Origin of the sequence: Niallia endozanthoxylica (assembly GCF_008710145.1) — a bacterium.
Lineage (GTDB): Bacteria > Bacillota > Bacilli > Bacillales > Cytobacillaceae > Bacillus_BD > Bacillus_BD endozanthoxylica.
In genome coordinates this window covers 12,338-31,101 of record NZ_VYKL01000012.1, presented here as the reverse complement: position 1 = coordinate 31,101, position 18,764 = coordinate 12,338, and the positions used below count along the sequence as shown (strand labels likewise).

Below are 18,764 nucleotides of genomic sequence, written 5' to 3'. Positions count from 1 at the left end.
TCCTTCCAATCTCTTGGTACGAAACTCCCGACAGCTTCTATCGGCTTCTGTGGAGTCCCATCCTTCATTAGTCTAGCGATATAGTGAAAGCGTGCCATCTGGTCTTGTAGGTACGTATAATGAAAACGATATTCTTCTGACTCTGTATCCCTATAACTGTCTGGGAATAAACGTGGAAAGAGAATTCTATTTTTATATGTTGATTGACGTATAATAATTTGGTCCTTTCCAAACTCCTCAGAAAACTCTTGTGCGTCTTTTGCGGACAAGCCTCCAAAAGCAATCTTGTTCCGACAAGAGGTCATAATCGCTTGTTTCATAGCTCTACTATTTATTTTGCCCGATTCAACTTCCAACTGACCTAAAGACTGTGTAGCAAATATACCAGCTACTCTATAACTGGCTGCGATTGAAAGAAACATTTCAACATCCGGGTTTATGTATCTGCTGTACTCATCAGCAATCAAAAAATGAGGTGTCCTTGTCCGTTCTGAACCTTTACGTCTGAATGTACCGGACTGCAAGTGCATAATGATAAACTGTCCAAAAGCGTCACCGGCTTTTTTTAACTTACCTAGAGAAGTATTAACAATTAACACGCCACCTTCTTCAAAGTGCTTATCGATATTGATGTCACTTTTTCCGGTTATAATGTGTCTTAACCTCTGATTTCCAGTTATATTCTCCAGTTGAGCCCTTAAACCAATTACAAATTGTTGATATTTATCAGCCATGGAACCAAGCAATTCATGTTCAAAAAAATAACTAAATCCGTTTGACCTTGTTCCTGTTTCAACTGCTTTACTTTCTCTTCCAACAACTTTTGGTCACGCAGGGCTTCTAATATATCAAGCAAATCCATATCATCGCCTTGAAGCTCTTTTAACAGTTTAGTAATATTACGAGCTGATAGCTCCTGAACGGTCTGAAAAAAGGCTTCTTGTTTCCCAAAGAGGCTTTGCAATACCGCTACAGTAGCTTCCGCTACATCGTCTATATCACCTTCCATAACATTAAATCGTTGTGTATCTGTGCTTTCCGGATCGATATAAGTATAGGGAACACCCATTTCATCGCAATATTCCTTCACGTCTCGTGCAAGATCACCTTTGGGTTCTATCACTGATAAACCAAGTTTTTTCCCACGTTTTTTTTGTATCAGCAATTGATAGATCATCGGCTTCAAGACTGTAGCTGTTTTTCCGCAACGGGTCGGTCCTATTGCTAGCATATGTGTAAAGGGATCATCACCTCCCCAAATGACATCATCTGCAGCCATTCACACCCTTCACTTTTAAATTTTTTATATTACTTACAAATCAATTTAGAAAATAGGAAATTAATATATTTTCTAAATTTTATTAAAAATTTAATTCTTCAGTATATTTTAGTTATTGTCACCCATCATTATTATATAAAACGTCTGTTTCATTTACTTTTCATTTTTATAAAAAAGCAATTTTATTATTCCAGTTATTTCCTTAAAACAGTCATATCCTATATCCATAACTCTAAAAAAGCACTAAAAGAACAAACCTAAGTCAGTAATTAATTCTTTAAAAAGATTAACACTCTTACACTTAAGAAAATAAGATTTGATACTACGTGCACTGCTAATATTGCTGCTCTCATGTTTCGGTGTCGATACCTTTAAGTTATGAAACCGAATAGAACTGTTATAGTTTTTTCAAGACATAAAAAAAGTCGATTTCCAAATTGGAGAATCGACCTTGAAAAGTCTTACTTAAGTAACGCACCCGTTCATATCATTTGCTTTTTAGTAAAAGTTAATTTTATTTTAAATATTTAAATGTTTAAATATCAAGAGGATGTTAATATAATATTGATGTGCATTAATGTTTTTAAATGAAGGTGATCAATTGAGAAAAATAGGGATTTCTTTCATAATTGGAATATCGGTACTTTTATCCGCCTATAGCGGTCAAAGTCTTATTATCGGGGATTGGAAGCCCTTAAAGGGGCAAACTGGTTGCGGTGACAGAATAACTTTTACAAAGGAAAGCACTTTTCAACTTACAGTAGAAGGCAAAAAGATGATCGAAGGTACATACAAAAAAATTGATGATCAAAAATTTCTCCTCGAATTTTTCAATGGCTATAAAGCCGAAGCTAGAATTATATTTGATAATCAAAGGTTAATATTAAAAATAGGGGACAAAGAGGGAGAAAGGTGTCTATCTATAAAATACCATTAGGTTATGACACTAGATAGGGCTGTTATAGTTTTTTTCAAGACATAAGAAAAGTCGATTTCAGTTCAAAAGGCATACTAAAAAACTGGAGGTCATTTATCATGTTTACATGGTTCTACGAGTATTTCGTTAATACTCTTTTCTTTCCTTTTTTCGGTATGATGATAATGCTAACAGTGGCTATTTTAATGTGCCGTTCTATTTGGAAAGACCTGAAAAAAGAAGATAATTAAACAACCAATGGTGATCAAAATGAACAAAGAAGATATAGTGATGACTCTACTCTTTGTGTGTAGTCTCTTTATTGGCGGAATGACTATTTACATACACATTTTTCATAAATAACCCTTATCCTTATTGAACTATTCTGCCAGTTAGTTGAACAAGAAAACATTCCATAACTCATAAGTTATGACACTAACTAAAGAAAAAAAAGACCACCTCGTATGAGATGGATACCTCATTTTTGTTATTGCTAAAGCCCACTTTAGTTCCATTAGTTATTTATAATAAGTACCTCTTCTTTTTTTACTAACTTAGCATCGCCAAAAAATCTTGAATTTTCCTTTTGTATTTCAATTTGTCCGTTTCCGTAATCATGTAAAACGATATAATTTTCATTATTATAGACGACCTTTTGCCCTTTCAATGTATTTATCCCTCCTCCAGTCCCTTTACCCAACCATATTAATCAGTTTAACGCTTTTATGCATTAAAGTAAACTAGTCAGAGTTCTTTAACTATTCTGACTGTTAGTTAAAGAAGAAAACATTCCACAACGCTTAAGTTATGACCCGTATAAGACGGTTATAGTCTTTTAAAGACATAAAAAAAGCCGATTCCCAAATTCAAGAATCAACTTTAACCACTTCATTCTGTTGTGTCTCCCTTTTATTGCAGAAGCTTAGCCTCTTCTGATTTACTCATTAGCAACACAAACATTATATTTGCAACTGAGTAAGCCTCCTGCCCTAATACTGCGATTACTCTCCTAGGACGTTCACTTGGAAAGTAACGCCAAACTTATCCTTTACTTGCCCATACAAGGGGCTCCAATCCGTTTTCTGAAGGGGCATAATGACTTGTCCGCCATCTTCCAAAGCAGCGAAGATTTCTCTAGCTCTAGCCTCGTCTTTGGGATGGATGGCCATTTGAATTGAATTGCCTGGCTGATAAGGCATGCCTTCGTAGGTATCACTAAACATGGGATCTGCTTCTCCGACTTTCAAGTGTGCATGCATAACGCGACCCTTCATGTTATCCGGCAACGGATAATTAGGGTCCGCCGGCATATCTCCGAACGTCATATACCCATTACTTTCCCGCCAAGCGCTTTCTCGTAAAAATGGACTGCTTCTCTCGTGTTACCATCAAATATCAAATACGGGTTCAAACTAATTGACATCATTGAACAGCTCCTTAGTTCTAATGTTTTTACAATGCGTAAGTAATTTCCAAGCGGCAGTAACTACCAACAATTATTACCATAAACATATTCTATAATATAGAACGTAAGTTCGTAAACGAAAACACAATTGAATGCTAATAATTTTTTTCCTTACACTTACATTCTTTTTGATGGTAACGTTATTTATAAGAATGAATATTAAAACTTAATACCAAATAGCTTTACCAAACCATTTATGATACAGTTCCCCATAAATGGTTTGGTAAAGCACGCAATGGTATCTATTGAAGAGGTATCATCAGGAAAATGAAATATATACAGGGACAAGTAGCAGAAATATTCTTTATACACTCCATCTTGAAAAACCACATGTATTTCTACTAAACTTTCGGATTCTCATAGATCTTCCCTAAAATAAGGTAAATATCATCCGATTCGTTTAACTTTTTCTTTGCTGATATTTGTCTGCCATGGAGCCAAGTAATTCATGCTCAAAGAAATCTATCAGATCCGTATTTCGATTCAACTAACACTGGAAAGAACCCATTTGAATGCCAAAAACACTCTATAAATATTGATAGGTTTATAGTACCGGAGGTACAGATCTATTTATATGCTTTGTTTGAAATACAAGCTTACACTTAAACTCTCTACCAGTAGGGCAAAATCGAATTGTTCTCTTTAATACAATTTAATTAAAACTGTAATAATTCCTCTAGAAAATCATTCAATAAATTGTCATAAACCCTTTTGTTAATTTCAAATAAAAAAAGCAGTTTTAACAAAAGAACTGTCAAACTGCTTTTTCATTAAGGGCTACACTTTGTATAAATTAACAATATAGATATTTAACTTTTTTAAACATGAATAACCCCGTTCTTGGTATAAAGTTACCCTATATGGTAAAAACGGAGCAGCATATAGCATACCGAAACGATTTCCGCGTGTTATTAATGTCGTAAATCTACTAGAATATTATGATGTGCTGGATCAACTCATACATCAAAAGATTACCATGATTTTATTTTAATTAGTAACAACAAGTGATAAACTCGCTAAACTTATATTTAGTGTTACCCGTTAACTTAAAATGAGTATTGTTATTATTCCATGTGAAATAAAACATAGAATAGATTGTCAAAAAAGAGTGGCCCTAATGTTTACTTATATTGGAAGACAATCACTCTTTTTGGTAAACTAACATCTATACATATTAATAAACATCACGTTGGTAACGCCCTTTCTTTTGCATATCATTTAGATGCGTTTCGGCTGCTTCACGAGACAGGGCTCCTTCTTTTTCAATAATGTCGATAAGCGTGTTATGGACATCCTTTGCCATATATTGCTTATCTCCACAAACGTAAAAGTACGCTCCTCTTTCTAACCATTGAAACAATTCTTTGCTGTTTTCAAGCATTTTGTGTTGTACATATACTTTTTGCACTGTATCACGAGAGAACGCAGTCTCCAATCTTGTTAGTACCCCATCTTGCTGATATTGTTCTAACTCATTTTGATAAAGAAAATCTGATGCGGCATGCTGGTCCCCAAAAAATAACCATGATTTTCCTATTGCCTTTGTTACGGCACGTTCTTCAATAAAAGAACGGAATGGGGCAATGCCTGTTCCTGGACCTACCATGATAATATCTGTTTCTCCCGACTCTGGTAGATGGAAGTGTTTATTTGGCTGAATAAAGACTGAAAGTGCATCTCCTTCCCCGACACGTTCTGCCACTAAAACCGAACAAACACCTTTTCGATCTCGTCTGTGAGTATGATAGCGGACAGCACCGATTGTTAAATGCACTTCATTCGGATGGGCAGCTATGCTGCTTGAAATAGAATAAAGACGCGCTGTCATTTTTCTTAATAGAGAGATAATATCTTGGGCAGTAGCTTTCCATGGGCCAAATTCATGTAACAGATCAAGTAAATCGCGCCCATTGCAATACTCTTTCAGCTGCTCTGTATTTTCAACGGATTCAAGCTTTTGTAACTCTTCATTTTCTGTGAATGCAGCTGCTTGCTGTACAATTTTTTTTGTCAATAATGTAATTTCAAAATACGTTGTTAGCGCTTCTTTTAATGACAGCGTATCACCTTGCTTATTAATGGTAACCTCTGTTTCTGGATCCCATTCCATCTCCTCTAGAATAGAAGACACTAATTCTGGATCATTACTTGGGAGTATGCCAAGAGCATCACCAGGAACATAAGAAAGGCCAGATCCTTCTAACGACAACTCGATATGCCTTATTTCTTTACTTGAGCCAACTTCATTTAAATTTACATTTTTTATAATTTTTGCCCGAAAGGGAGTTGTTCGCGAATATGTTGATGGAATTTTTTTATCAGCTTTTATTGTTAATTGCATAATCTTCACCTCAAATGGTTATATATAGTTAGGGCTATGACAAACAGTAATTCGTAAATTAATAGTTTTATTACACCAGTATGCTCTTTATTTTAAATATAATGGACTTATGTTTATTGCCCCCAAAAGAAACTAGGGATAAATCATTTTTTCATGGATGGTTTCGTGTCCTCTACATACCCGCTATTGTAAGTCGGTTAGCCACAGCATACTAGCGATTCAGGAAAATCAATTTCACAACCTAGTCGCGGCTAGAGCTAGATGAAATTCCAAATCAGATTTCTCCCCTAATTCCTCATTTCCTTGAGAAACTTTCATTTAATGAAACTTGCATCATTTCTAAATTTTTTGCATTTCGTTTACCTGCAGTAGTAGTAGCTGCTCCAAAGGCAACAGATTTGCTATCAGCTATCAAAGCAATTGTTGCTGCTGCTATTGATGAAAAGCCTAATACAATCAGGAGAGGTCCCGTCACGATAGTCGGAAAAGAAGGAAACAAAACGGATTGGTTCTACTTAAATTTTCTTTTTAAAAATACAGTAGAACCGTCCCCTGTGTAATCCCATGTTAAATTAACTCTGTTTGATTAAACCTATTTGCCAATCTATATTTTCTAACTCTCTTAATAAACTTTCTTACATTCCACTCCTACTCATACATTTGTATTAAACTTCCAATAATCTTTGGATACAAATTACTTAGAAGTACAGTTCTGTTCTCCGTCTATGCCTGGCTTTTACAAAGAAACGTCATAAATTTTTAAAAATTTATTGACGTCTCTTTTAAATTTATATTTTACTGTTCGGTATAATCGGCAGTAGGATGTGTGAAGGATATTCTTTTGTGTGATAAATGGTTTGATACGCCTTTTGATAGTCCGTTCCATCCAACATGGTTGTACCGTTATTAAAATTCACATCGAATTTCGGGAAATTACTGGACGAAATCTCCACTCTTATTTTGTGCCCTGTTAAGAATACATTGCTGGTTGCCCATAGATTGATTTCATAAGGGATGATCTGGTCTTTAATATTTTCATGTTGTTTACTAAAGCTGTTTCTAAACGATGATCGGACAATTCCATCTGTCAAATGGAACGCAGTCCCGTCAGGTGCAACGTCTACTAATTTGGCTGTAAAGTCTGTTGAGCTAGCATCCGTCTTTGCGTATAAAATTACTTTTATGAAACCTGTCACTTCAATGGCCTCTGTCAATGAATCACTCGTATATACTAAGACATCTTCTCTTTCTTCAATTATTCTTTGATCGTTAGGACCGACCGAATGCGGCTGATCAAAAAGTGTTCCACCACCCCTTGTTTGCACTGGGTTTGCTGGGTCAAAGAGAAAATGATCCATAGGTTCTTCATTTGCTATGTCGACCGACAAAGAACCGTCTCCAAATCTAGTATTTGCTTTTCCATTACTATGGAAGTAATAAGGAATGTATGTTGTTTGAGGAAGTGGCCACTGATCTTCTTCACGCCATTTATTTGTCCCCATTACAAATATTTTCACTGGTTTTTCTTGCATAATATTCGTCTCTTTTCCTTTTAACCAATAATCAAACCAACGAAGATGCAAGTTTGTTAGATCTTCTTTATAGTCAATCCATTCCTGTGAAGCATGTTGTCCAAATTTCCTTTCACCTATTTGCGAACTAAAATCACCATGTGCCCATGGACCTATCATCAATTTTTGAGGATGATCTGTATTTTCTTTTAATGATTGATAGTTTTTAATAGTTGGATCTAATAAATTATCATACCAACCACCTAAGTGAAATGCAGGCACCTTAATGTTTCTAACTTTTTCAATAGTTAACGATAACTCATCCCAAAATGAATCATCTAATTCATACTCTATTAGTTCCGTAAAATATTCAGCCACTCCTAGTTGCTTTAATGAGGGCAACTCTTTTTGTGGAAAGAATTTATATTCCTTTTCAATATGATCAACTATCTGTGCTAGTTGAAACATTTTCTTTTGATAAATTTCCTTTTCTATATACTTACGTCTTATTTCTTCCGGAGCAATCGATTCTAATGCCCAAGTTAGTAACATACCTACCCCAAAAGCTCCATTATGAAAGAAACTTCCCTTTCTTAAATCATTAAATGTTTGGGCAGGAAAGATGGCTTTTAAATGTGGAGGGTTTTCTGCTGCTGCAAGTAATTGAGTATAGCCATAATAAGATAAGCCATACATTCCAACAACTCCATTAGAATAAGGTAAGTTGGAAGCCCATTCAACCGCATCATACCCATCTTTCCCTTCATATTTAAAAGGAAAAAATTCACCTTCCGAGGCATAACGACCTCTTACATCTTGAATAATCACTACATATCCATTCTCAACTAGACGGTTTGTGTCTAAATAACGATGGGAATAGAAAGGGTGACTCTTATTATACGGCAGACGAGTTAATAATACGGGATACTGACGATTATCGTCTGGTCGATATACATCAGCATATAAAATCGTTCCGTCTGATAAAGAACATGCTACATTTTTCTCTAAACTGATTTTAAACTTCTTCATTTTTTACTTCCTTTCCCAAAACTTCTAAACTAAGGAATTATCATATATTTTTCATGCCATCTCTAACTAACAAATTAACTATAAAGTTCCTTGTATTATCATAAGCTTAGAAATTTACTGGATCGGCTTTCTCTTTCTGAATTACTACATTATTCCTTTTTGTAAAAACGCTTACAGTTAACATAATAATGGTATTAATCGTGAATGAGATAATCCCTATATCAAGGTCTTTTATATAAGAAGGTGCAGTTGGGAAAATGGTCGCCATAGTGGCACCCGTCAAGGTTAAATAAGCAACCAATGTTACCCCCACAATCATTCCTACTGAAGCTCCCGCTTTACTAACTGGGTTTTTCTTTAAAAAGCTAAAGATTAGAGGTGGGAATAACTGTAATACAAAGCTATATGCCATGGTCAATAAAGCCAATAAGGTATTTCCACCGAAAAACGTAAAGTATAACGCAATTAATGATACAACTGGAACGAAAATACGAGTTAATTTTGATAGTTTTTCATTTGGAGTATCCGGCTTAATAACCTTGAAAATATTATTTGCTAACAGGGTTGATGTTGATAAGATTAACAGTGAACATGGAATAAGTGCTGCAAGCATTCCAGCTCCACCTACTACTCCAACAAACCAAGGTGGGAAGGCTTCTTTTGCCAGTTTGAATAACGCTAGGTCTGAATCTGCCCCCTGTAAGTTAGGAACCTGTAGAGCAGCAGTAAAACCTATAAAGATGATGAAAACTAGAAGAATCTGGTATAAAGGTATAATCGCTGCATTTCGTCGTAAGGCCTTTGAAGAATGAGAAGATAAGCTAGCACCAAAAACATGCGGCCACATATATTGCCCCAACGCTACTATGATACAAAGTGATACATACCACGATATACTTAAACCTTCATCGGCAAACAATAAAAATCCTGGTTTTGTTGTATCCAATGTTTCGAACATAGGCTGTAAGCCACCATAATAATGAAACGGTAAATAAATTCCTAGTACAAGAATAGCAACTAGCATCAGGATATCCTTCAATATGGAATTCCAAGCGGATCCATGGATTCCTGAAATATACACGAAAGTAGTGACGACAATCATCCCAATCCATACAGCTAAAGTTGGTGAAATTAATCCATATGATGCTTCTGTAACGATAATTTGAAAGCCTCTTAATTGAATGACAATGTATGGGATCATTGAAATCACACCAATAACAGCAACTAATAATCCTAATGACTTACTATCATACTTTTTAGCAAAAAAGTCAGATTGGGTTAACAGATTATGTTTCTTTGCATATCTCCAAATAGGAGGCAATATCCAAAAAGGTACGATATAGGTGACCGCACAAAATATATAAATAGCAGGTGCACCGAATCGATAGGCTGCGCCACTTGCACCAAGAAAGACGAATGTTGAGAACATTTCTCCGGCCATTAGAACAAACATCATGAGCGTTCCAAAACTGCGTCCCCCAACTGCCCACTGTTCCATGTTCATTTGTTGTCCTTTTCTTGCACGGATACCTAAATAAAACGCAAAAAGTAAGATTCCAATTATAATGATAAAGGAGCTATTCATCTACTTTCCTCCTCTTCCTGTTTCTCACAAATAATACAGCTAATATAAAGACAGACTGAAGTGATAACGAGCCAGATCGCTGACCAGAATACCACTAAAGGCATACCCAGTATGTAAGGTTCTACACGATTCATAACGGTAAGTGAACCAATGGCCGGTATAACACTTAGAAGAACTAATAATAACTTTTTCAATTCATATTCCTCCTTCTTTATTTTATATATTTCAAATATTGGAAAAATTTTGGTGGATTTTAAATTCTCTCTACTAAAATCTTTTTAAATAATAGAATAAATAGTATATAAACATAATAGATACTCAGTAAATGTTACGTACACCTTTTTTGAAAATCCAAATAACTTAAGTGGTGTCATGTAAATAGTATACTACATGACACCAAATTTTTTATTTTAAAATACTAAATTTTTAGACTCAAACAGGGCTGTCATAATCGATGTTAATCGATCACCTACTTCAGAAGTAGAGGAGACTCCATTCATATCAGGTGTTAATACTTGCCCTTCTATTAATAGTTGTTCCACTGAGTCCAGTACCATTTTCCCGTACTTTTCATAACCTAAGAAATCTAATATTTGACTTGCTGACCAAATCGCCGCAAGTGGATTCGCGATATTTTTTCCTGCAATATCTGGCGCAGAACCATGGATTGGTTCAAACATCGATGGGTACTGACGCTCAGGGTTTATATTCGCACCGGCAGCTAAGCCGATGCCTCCTGCAATGGCCGCACCTAAATCAGTTAAAATGTCTCCAAATAAATTAGAAGTTACGACCACTTCAAATCGTTTAGGATCTTTAATCATTAACATAGCTGCTGCATCAACAAGATAAGAAGCCGTCTTCACATCCGGGTATTCTTTGCTGATTTCTTCAAACACTTGATCCCAGAAAACCATAGAATAATTCAATGCATTTGCCTTACTGATACTTGTAAGTGTCTTCCCTTCTTTTCTAGCGACTTCAAAGGCATAGCGGATAATTCGCTCTGTTCCTTTACGGGAAAAAACACCATTTTGCAGGACGACTTCATTTTCTTTTCCTTTGAACAGCCAATCTCCTGCACCCGCGTATTCACCTTCACTATTTTCACGGATAAACAGCATGTTTACATCTTCACAATCTATATCTTTTAATGGACATGGTGCGGCTTCCAGTAAACGGATTGGTCTAATATTGACATACTGATCAAAACCCTTACGAATTTTTAAAAGTAAATCCCATAATGAGATATAATCAGGAACACCTGGATACCCGACTGCCCCCAAGTAAACCGCATCGAATTTTTTTAATTTATCCATACCATCGTCATCCATCATGATGCCGTGCTTTGTGTAATATTCACAGCCCCATGGGAATTCTGTAAATTCAAATTGAAAGGTTCCGTCCACTTCAGCGATTTTGTTAAGAATTTTGATCCCTTCGCTTATCACTTCCGGTCCAATTCCGTCACCTGGAATGACGGCAATTTTAAATGTTTTCATCGCTAGTCTCCTTATATATGGTAATATTGATACTACAAATTCTGATTCCAAACAATTAATTTCATTTCGGTCATCTCTTCAATGGCGTATTTTATCCCTTCTCTTCCTGTCCCGCTTTCTTTAACACCACCATATGGCATATGGTCCACGCGGAATGTCGGGATGTCATTGATTAAAACTGCTCCAACTTCTAATTGATTAGCTGCTGTCAATGCCTGATTAACATTTTCAGTGTAGATTCCTGCCTGCAAACCGTAGCGCGAATTGTTAACATGGCCAATCGCTTCATCAACAGAACTCACTTTGTTAACAATTACAATTGGAGCGAATACTTCCTGGCAGGACACTTTTAACGTTGGATGGACATTAGTTAAAATCGTAGGTTGTAAAATTCCTTCCTGTGTCTCTCCGCCAGTCAATACGATGGCACCCTGTTGCCTTGCTTCCTTAATCCAACTAACTGCACGTTCTGTTTCATTTTTCGAAATAAGAGCAGATATATAAGTATTTAGATCAAGAGGATCACCTATTTTCAACTGTTTCGTTGCTGCTGTTAATTTTTCCACTAATTCATCATAAATATCTTCATGTGCATAAATCCGCTGCAGGGAAATACAAACCTGCCCCTGATTTGAAAAAGCTCCCATTACACATCTTTCTATTATTCTATCAATCTCGACATTTTTATCGACAATAACCGCAGCATTCGAGCCTAATTCTAATGTAGTTTTCTTAAGACCCGCTTTATTTCGGATTCCAATCCCCACTGCTGGGCTTCCTGTAAAGGTAATCATTTGCACGCGATTATCATGGATTAACGCTTCACCTACCACACTGCCGGACCCTGTCACAACATTCAAGACACCGTCAGGCAATCCAGCTTCTTGAAATAGCTCCGCAATAAATATGGCAGACAGAGGTGTTTGTGATGCCGGTTTCAGGACGATTGAATTCCCGGATGCAATCGCAGGTCCTACTTTATGGGCAACTAAATTTAACGGGAAGTTAAAAGGTGTAATGGCTCCGATCACACCAATTGGTTTGCGGACTGTATAGCCTATTCTCCCAACACCGCCTGGAGAGGCATCAAACGGAATAGTTTCCCCATGAATCCGTTTTGCTTCTTCAGCCGCAAACTTATATGTTTCAATAGTTCGGGAAACCTCTGCTTTTGCAAAAGTAAGAGGCTTGGCACACTCTAACGCAAGAATTCTCGCTGCCTCATCTGATCTTTCAGTTAATAACGCTACGAATCTTTCCAAAATTGCTGCCCGCTCAAAGGCCGGCATGCCGGCAATCTTCGGAAAAGCCTTATCTGCTGCCGAAATAGCCTCTTTAACTAATGTCTCATTTGCCATGGCAATTTCAGCAATTTTTTCACCGGAATAGGGTGAGTATAAATTTGTATATTTGTCAGCTTCTACCTTTTTTCCATCAATTAATAAATACTTTTTCAATTGTAACGATTCTTGTACGTTGTTTGTCATTTCCCTAATGCCTCCAATACTAGTTCATGGAATTGGACAATTGCCTTTTCAGATTGAGAATAGACCCCTTTATTAAAAGCACGGGAGCGGAAGCCTATTTGCTCAAGCTCAACCAGTTCCACATCTTCCTGACGAACCTGCTCCGCAAATGTCACTAGATCCTTCTCTTCCTGAGTTAAATTTTCATCTCTAAAATAATAGGTATAGACTGCTAATGTGTTCTCATGGTCAATTGGAATCATTTGAATCGTCGCGATATTCCCTGGTCCCGGATAAATCGTCATCATTAAATTCGGCCATAACCAGAAGAATTCCCCGCCCTGCATTTCTGCTTCATTCAAATCAGTAGTGCCCATTTGTTTATCAGGCTTCACAACCGTTCCTTGTACGGAATAATTTTCACAGGTAACGATTTGATAGTTTTTCATGTCTAATGTTGAAACGAAAGATGGGTGTGCGACATAGCAGTGATCGCATTCTAAATAGTTATCAATAAATGCCTTCCAGTTCGCCTTAATGATTCGCGTTTTGGAATTGATTCTCTTTAACTCCCCTAAAAATGGGTATTTATCGAGCCTTGCAGAAAAGTCGCCATAGGATTCACTAAGTGCTTTCGCCTCATCATCCAAGTTTACAAAGATAAAGGATTGCATGATTTCCATCCTTACCCCTCTTAAACAACGGTCACTGATACAAGATGCATCTTCACCGCTAAAGTTAGGTGCTTTGTTAAGCTGACCGTCTAAGTGGAAAGTCCAGCCATGATATCCACATTGAAGAATTTTCTTTTGACCGGATTCCTTCTTTTCCAATTTCGTAGCACGGTGTGGACAAACATTATAAAATGCACGAATTTCCCCATCCATTCCGCGTGTAACGATGATTGGCTCACCTGCTACTTCCGTTGTGAAAAATTGTCCTTCCTTTTCCAATTGGCTGACATGTCCAACCAACTGCCATGATTTTGAAAAAATTTGTTCCTGCTCTAATTCAAATACCTTTGGATCTGTGTATAAATCATATGTCATTGTTCTTTCAAATGTTTTATTCGCTTTATTTTGGACTGGATTATAACTCATCTTCTTTTCCTCCTAATGATTGGTTTATTTTTTTAAAGAGTACATCTATAAAAACAGTTTCATAAAATAGGTTTGTCTGCTACATTACTCTTATCACCACCGTCTTTATGTTGTAAATTACTTTCTTGTCTTTTACTAAAGCAAGTACCATGCCAACTTTTAAAGTTACTAAAAAAATCCTTAAAAACTTTATGAAACTGGGATAGAGCATGTAAAATATTTTTATGATTACTAATTAACCACGCTATTTCTGAGTTGAATTAAACTCATATTGAGTTAAAATTAATTCACTTTTTTTCTTTTAGGTTTATTACATTAGAAAATATGAAAATCGGAGGGCTGCCACCAATGAATCAAGATGCTAACATCCCAATGGACATCGAAATTAATGGACATGTGCTAAAAGATATCCTAGATTACTCGTCAGATGAAATATTTGTATTAGATGGAGAAAAGCGGATTGTTTATGTAAACCGTGTTTGTGAGAAGCATTACGGATTAAAGCCGCAGGAGGTTATCGGTAAATATAATACCGATTTATTGGATATGGGGCTTTGGAAGCCGTCGATTGTTCCATTGGTTTTTAAAGAGAAAAAGCCTGTGACGATTCGGCAAAAAACCTATATTGGCGCTGAATTGTTAACGACAGCAGTCCCCGTGTTAAATGAGGACAACGAAATTGAGCTGATTGTTACGGCAGCACGGGAACTGCAAACGTTTATGAGTATAAAAAATGAAAAAGAGAAACAAAAACCTAGCGCATCTGAGGAAGATTTTCCGAATATCATTACAAACTCGGCTAAAATGAAAGAATTATTGAAGGTGTGCGAAAAAATTGCCGGATTTGATTCAACGATTCTGATTCAAGGTGAATCTGGTACCGGAAAAAGCGTTCTAGCTAATTATATTCACGAAATCAGCAATCGTAAAAGTGAAACATTTCTAAAGATTAATTGTGCCGCCCTTCCCGAGGAACTCTTAGAATCCGAGTTATTCGGATATATGGAAGGGTCATTTACGGGGGCCAAAAAGAAAGGAAAAATGGGACTCATTGAGGCTGCGGACAAAGGGACCCTTTTTCTAGATGAAATTGGGGAAATGCCGCTCTCCTTGCAGGCAAAGCTGCTTCAGGTTCTTCAGGACAAGCAGTTTATCCCGATTGGCGGTCATCAAACGAAAACAGTCGATATCCGAATTATTGCCGCAACGAACCGTGACCTAGAGGAAATGGTGAAGAAGGGTCAATTCAGGGAGGATTTATTTTACCGGTTAAATATTATCGATTTAACCATTCCTTCTCTCCGCGAGCGGAAGGAGGATATTATCCCGTTAGCCTATAATTTCCTTCACAAAATTAATAAAAAATATAATATGAACAAATTAATCTCTCAAGAATGCCTGGACTTATTCGACCAATATTCATGGCCCGGAAACATCCGTCAACTTGAAAATCTAATGGAAAGGCTAATCGTTACAAGTGACTCGATCATTCAATTACATGACCTGCCGGAAATCATTGTCGAAAAAGTAAATGTCCAAATTCGCACGGAACTCATTCCCCATCTCGATGACGCACTCAATCAGGTCAAACGGTCCTTTGTAAGAAAATCCTATACAAAGCACCGAAGTACAAGAAAAGTGGCCAAAGATTTAAACATAAGCCAAACAAGGGCCGTAAAACTCATAAACGAATATTGTAAGGATTTAATAGAAGATTAAAAGCAGAGGGACGGTTGGATGCCGCGAACAAATCATTTGTTGCAAAAACGCCGTCTACCTCTGGGTGCTCCTGAAAATTTTTACCGATGACATCCAGATAACTTTTTTATTCAAATACCCCTTCAATTTCTTAAATAATGGGGATCCTGCCGTGCTCTGCCATTAAGTCTACATAAGCTTTTATTCTTAATCTGGTCGGTTTTTCTAATTCTCCTACTCCATCAATTAAAACAAATTTGTGGAAGTTTTCCCACCTTCATAATTAGCAGAGATGCGCAAGATTCCAATATCCATTAAAGATTGAACAGAGGATAAAAATTTGGATTCAAATTCCTTTTATAAACGAAAAAAGCTTGTAAAGCAATCAGCACCAGAAGAACAAGAAGATTTTTCTCTTAGATTGTTTTCTAATCTTGATAAAAATTTTTATAACATAAAAGCGATGTTAGACAACCCAAGTGATCTCATTACAGAATTTCCCGAACGGGAAAGCCCACTGCTTCAGCTGTGGGAGCAGTCAATGCAAATGTCTTGAAGTTTTTGCACTAGAACTCTTCAATCTAATATTTTTTTTAGGAAATCTAATCGCTCTTTTGCATTATCTTCAGTGATGATATCAATTCCACTATCAATCCTTTTTTCAATATGTTCTCCACTAAGTACTTTTCCTGCTTGTTCCACGCTTAGATATCCCATATCATAAGGATTATGTCCTACTGTAGCGCTTATCTTTCCTGCTCCAACGGATTCTGCCATTTTGGTCAGGCCATCAGTTCCGACGATAGGGATCCTTAACCCTTTTTCCTCTATTTCTTTTAATGCCTCTAGGGCTATTCGATCAGTAGTGGCAACTACACCTTTGAGATTTGGATAATTCCGTAAGATATTTTCCATTACTGGTCTTGGATTCCCAAATTTATCATACCCTAATGGTTCTGCGACAATCTTTATTCCGACATCCTCTAAAACCTTCTTTGCACCATTTCTTTGATTGAGTATTGTTTGATCATCTAACCTTCCAAGAATAATGGCCACTTGATCCCCTGGATAAAGCATAGAACCTAATAACATTCCAGCTGTTTCACCCAATGCAATGTTATCCGTTCCGATATATGAGGCCTGGTATTCCCATTCAACGTCTGTGGTCGTAAGAAACACGGGAATGTTTTTTTTCTTGTATTCCATCAATACAGGATTGCCAACCGATGGATGAGTGGTAGATACGATTAGCGCATCGGGGTTTTGTTTTAAAACCTTTTTTAATAGATTAGGTTGATTAGTGACAGGGTATAGAGAGTCAGGAGAAATAACTTCGCCATCTATGTTAAAATCATTAAATGCCTTTTTTGCTCCTGATTCAAAAGCTTTCCAATACTCTATATCTAATCTTTGTAAAACGACTATAACTTTAGGCTTATCCTCTTGAAATGCTAAGCTTATTAAAGCTATAAGGGGAATTATAGAAACTAATAGAATGATCCATCTCTTTTTCAATATCCATCCCCCTAATCTACTAGATTATTCGATTGCTTCTAGTTTATACACTTCTCTGATTGAAACTATGTCAGTAATATTCTTTCGATATTCTTGGTAATGACTGGATTGAATATGGCTTTCTACCGCTTCATTGTCCTTCCATACCTCATATAGAACAAATGTATGATCTTCAACAGATTGGTGGAGTTTATACTTTATACAACCTGCTTCTTCCCTAGATGCCCATTGAACCTTTTTTAGTTCCAATAAAAGCTTTTCTTGGAAGCCTTCTTTTGGTTTTAAAATGGCTGTTATAATGATTGGTTCCATAGTTCTCCTCCCTCTCATTTAAATTTGTTGGTCAACGCATAATCGCTATGAGCAATCGAAAGACCTTCCTTCTCCATCATTTCTACCAAATCACAAAAACTGAGGTTGTACTGTAGATACCATCTAACAGTTAGCAAAATTAGATTCTGGTACAAAAAGAATCAGATCACAAAACTAAAAATAAATATCAGCTAACACACAGGTACAGTTTATTCGTATCCAAATATTTTAATATCTGGATGATCAATGAATTAACTAGCTTGAACAGATTTACAAGTAATAAGTTCAACAGCCCACCTTAATGGAATCTATTATGACAACAGTCAAAAACATCTTCTAAATCTTCTTCAAGTTCTTCAGACACATCAGTTATATCTGGTTTGTCATCAAGGGTGGAAAAATCAATTCCTTCGTTATTATAATCAAAAATATCTGACACCTTTGCTCCACATGCCCGAAAGCGATGCGTGTATCTAGGCCAACTACTGTGTAGTTAACCATGGGGTTTCCCTTTTATTTCTTATTAATATCAATTAAATGGCTGTGCCGCTTTTTTTCTTTAACCCCCGTAATGCTCGTGCTGTGAAGAGTCTGAACTTTTACACTAGGATTGATATATACTTTTGCATTACTTACAGCTGTCGGTACTTCGCCAAAACCACTTGCAATCAGCTTTACTTTGCCTTCGTAAGTGTAAATATCTCCTTGTGAATATATGCCTTCGATGTTCGTTTCCATTCTAGAGTTGACAACGATGGATTTGCTTTTGATTTAGTAAAGTGGCAAGCCTTTACTGTACGGAATCCTCGTCAAAAGCACCGTAAATACCCTGTCTCATAGGACCGGTATATATCCGATAAAAGATGGCGCCATCTCTTATCTTGAACTGCACATTTTTTCTACAATGATTTCAGTTTGTTTCATTATAACCGCTCCTCTTTTCACTGTTTTTTATTTTTCTTATTTTACAAGCAATAACTATGCCACAATGAATCTAGTTGATTTTATATTGAGTGAATACTATCAATTGAGTTACTTTTAACTC

17 protein-coding genes and 4 pseudogenes are annotated in these 18,764 nt (G+C 36.4%); 3 read left to right on the top strand and 18 right to left on the bottom strand.

Annotated elements, in window-relative coordinates:
- Both F4V44_RS27790 and F4V44_RS27785 read right to left on the bottom strand, forming a co-directional pair.
- The coding region (locus tag F4V44_RS27790) for a TraM recognition domain-containing protein (RefSeq protein ID WP_223881814.1) at nucleotides 1–734 on the bottom strand (734 nt) is incomplete at its 3' end.
- Entirely contained in the window at nucleotides 707–1,279 is a 573-nt protein-coding gene (locus tag F4V44_RS27785; protein WP_223881813.1) for a type IV secretory system conjugative DNA transfer family protein, read from the bottom strand. The genes F4V44_RS27785 and F4V44_RS27790, both read right to left, overlap by 28 nt.
- 577 nt (nucleotides 1,280–1,856) lie before the next feature.
- Here F4V44_RS27785 and F4V44_RS05455 point away from each other — a divergent pair.
- A complete protein-coding gene (locus F4V44_RS05455) occupies nucleotides 1,857–2,216 on the top strand; it encodes a hypothetical protein (protein ID WP_150438989.1) in 360 nt (119 codons plus the stop codon).
- A 493-nt stretch (nucleotides 2,217–2,709) separates the two neighbouring features.
- Here F4V44_RS05455 and F4V44_RS27245 read toward each other — a convergent pair whose 3' ends face one another.
- From F4V44_RS27245 to F4V44_RS05405, 11 genes and pseudogenes are all read right to left on the bottom strand, one after another.
- Nucleotides 2,710–2,862, bottom strand: a complete 153-nt coding sequence (locus tag F4V44_RS27245; RefSeq protein WP_191090581.1) for a hypothetical protein — start codon at nucleotides 2,860–2,862, stop codon at nucleotides 2,710–2,712.
- Between the two features lie 334 nt (nucleotides 2,863–3,196).
- Nucleotides 3,197–3,618: pseudogene (locus tag F4V44_RS05450) on the bottom strand (VOC family protein).
- Between the two features lie 1,216 nt (nucleotides 3,619–4,834).
- A complete protein-coding gene (locus F4V44_RS05445) occupies nucleotides 4,835–6,001 on the bottom strand; it encodes a sulfite reductase subunit alpha (protein WP_150438988.1) in 1,167 nt (388 codons plus the stop codon).
- A 146-nt stretch (nucleotides 6,002–6,147) separates the two neighbouring features.
- Nucleotides 6,148–6,249, bottom strand: a pseudogene (locus F4V44_RS27780) (Fe-S oxidoreductase); the annotation flags it as partial.
- A 47-nt stretch (nucleotides 6,250–6,296) separates the two neighbouring features.
- Nucleotides 6,297–6,500: an L-lactate permease gene (locus tag F4V44_RS28115; RefSeq protein ID WP_150438987.1), complete on the bottom strand. Its 204-nt coding sequence runs from the start codon at nucleotides 6,498–6,500 to the stop codon at nucleotides 6,297–6,299.
- Nucleotides 6,501–6,789: 289 nt separating this feature from the next.
- Nucleotides 6,790–8,541, bottom strand: a complete 1,752-nt coding sequence (locus F4V44_RS05430) for a CocE/NonD family hydrolase (protein ID WP_150438986.1) — start codon at nucleotides 8,539–8,541, stop codon at nucleotides 6,790–6,792.
- Between the two features lie 106 nt (nucleotides 8,542–8,647).
- Nucleotides 8,648–10,126 (bottom strand): sodium:solute symporter family protein, encoded by a 1,479-nt coding sequence (locus F4V44_RS05425; protein ID WP_150438985.1) that lies wholly within the window; start codon nucleotides 10,124–10,126, stop codon nucleotides 8,648–8,650.
- Complete coding sequence (locus tag F4V44_RS05420; RefSeq protein WP_150438984.1) at nucleotides 10,123–10,320, bottom strand: DUF3311 domain-containing protein; 198 nt, start codon at nucleotides 10,318–10,320, stop codon at nucleotides 10,123–10,125. The genes F4V44_RS05425 and F4V44_RS05420 overlap by 4 nt, the downstream gene beginning before the upstream one ends.
- Before the next feature lie 216 nt (nucleotides 10,321–10,536).
- Complete coding sequence (locus F4V44_RS05415) at nucleotides 10,537–11,628, bottom strand: tartrate dehydrogenase (protein WP_150438983.1); 1,092 nt, start codon at nucleotides 11,626–11,628, stop codon at nucleotides 10,537–10,539.
- A gap of 32 nt (nucleotides 11,629–11,660) precedes the next feature.
- Nucleotides 11,661–13,115, bottom strand: coding sequence for an aldehyde dehydrogenase family protein (locus tag F4V44_RS05410; protein WP_150438982.1), 1,455 nt, complete (start codon nucleotides 13,113–13,115; stop codon nucleotides 11,661–11,663).
- Nucleotides 13,112–14,194, bottom strand: coding sequence for an aromatic ring-hydroxylating oxygenase subunit alpha (locus F4V44_RS05405; protein ID WP_150438981.1), 1,083 nt, complete (start codon nucleotides 14,192–14,194; stop codon nucleotides 13,112–13,114). The genes F4V44_RS05410 and F4V44_RS05405 overlap by 4 nt, the downstream gene beginning before the upstream one ends.
- Nucleotides 14,195–14,542: 348 nt before the next feature.
- Between F4V44_RS05405 and F4V44_RS05400 the strand changes: the two genes are divergently transcribed.
- Entirely contained in the window at nucleotides 14,543–15,913 is a 1,371-nt protein-coding gene (locus F4V44_RS05400; RefSeq protein WP_223881812.1) for a sigma-54 interaction domain-containing protein, read from the top strand.
- A 319-nt stretch (nucleotides 15,914–16,232) separates the two neighbouring features.
- Entirely contained in the window at nucleotides 16,233–16,448 is a 216-nt protein-coding gene (locus F4V44_RS27240) for a hypothetical protein (RefSeq protein ID WP_191090580.1), read from the top strand.
- 20 nt (nucleotides 16,449–16,468) lie between these two features.
- Here the strand turns inward: F4V44_RS27240 and F4V44_RS05395 are convergent, their stop codons facing one another.
- The 5 genes and pseudogenes from F4V44_RS05395 to F4V44_RS05380 all read right to left on the bottom strand — a co-directional run.
- The gene (locus tag F4V44_RS05395) at nucleotides 16,469–17,407 is read right to left on the bottom strand and encodes a sugar ABC transporter substrate-binding protein (RefSeq protein WP_191090579.1); all 939 of its coding nucleotides are present in this window, start codon (nucleotides 17,405–17,407) and stop codon (nucleotides 16,469–16,471) included.
- A 24-nt stretch (nucleotides 17,408–17,431) separates the two neighbouring features.
- Nucleotides 17,432–17,719, bottom strand: coding sequence for a putative quinol monooxygenase (locus F4V44_RS05390; RefSeq protein WP_150438979.1), 288 nt, complete (start codon nucleotides 17,717–17,719; stop codon nucleotides 17,432–17,434).
- 44 nt (nucleotides 17,720–17,763) lie between these two features.
- Nucleotides 17,764–17,874: pseudogene (locus F4V44_RS05385) on the bottom strand (IS6 family transposase); the annotation flags it as partial.
- 143 nt (nucleotides 17,875–18,017) lie between these two features.
- Nucleotides 18,018–18,158 carry a hypothetical protein gene (locus F4V44_RS27235; RefSeq protein WP_191090578.1) on the bottom strand — a complete coding sequence of 47 codons (141 nt, stop codon included), beginning with the start codon at nucleotides 18,156–18,158 and terminating at the stop codon, nucleotides 18,018–18,020.
- A 74-nt stretch (nucleotides 18,159–18,232) separates the two neighbouring features.
- Nucleotides 18,233–18,490: pseudogene (locus F4V44_RS05380) on the bottom strand (hypothetical protein); the annotation flags it as partial.
- Between the last annotated feature and the right edge of the window lie 274 nt (nucleotides 18,491–18,764).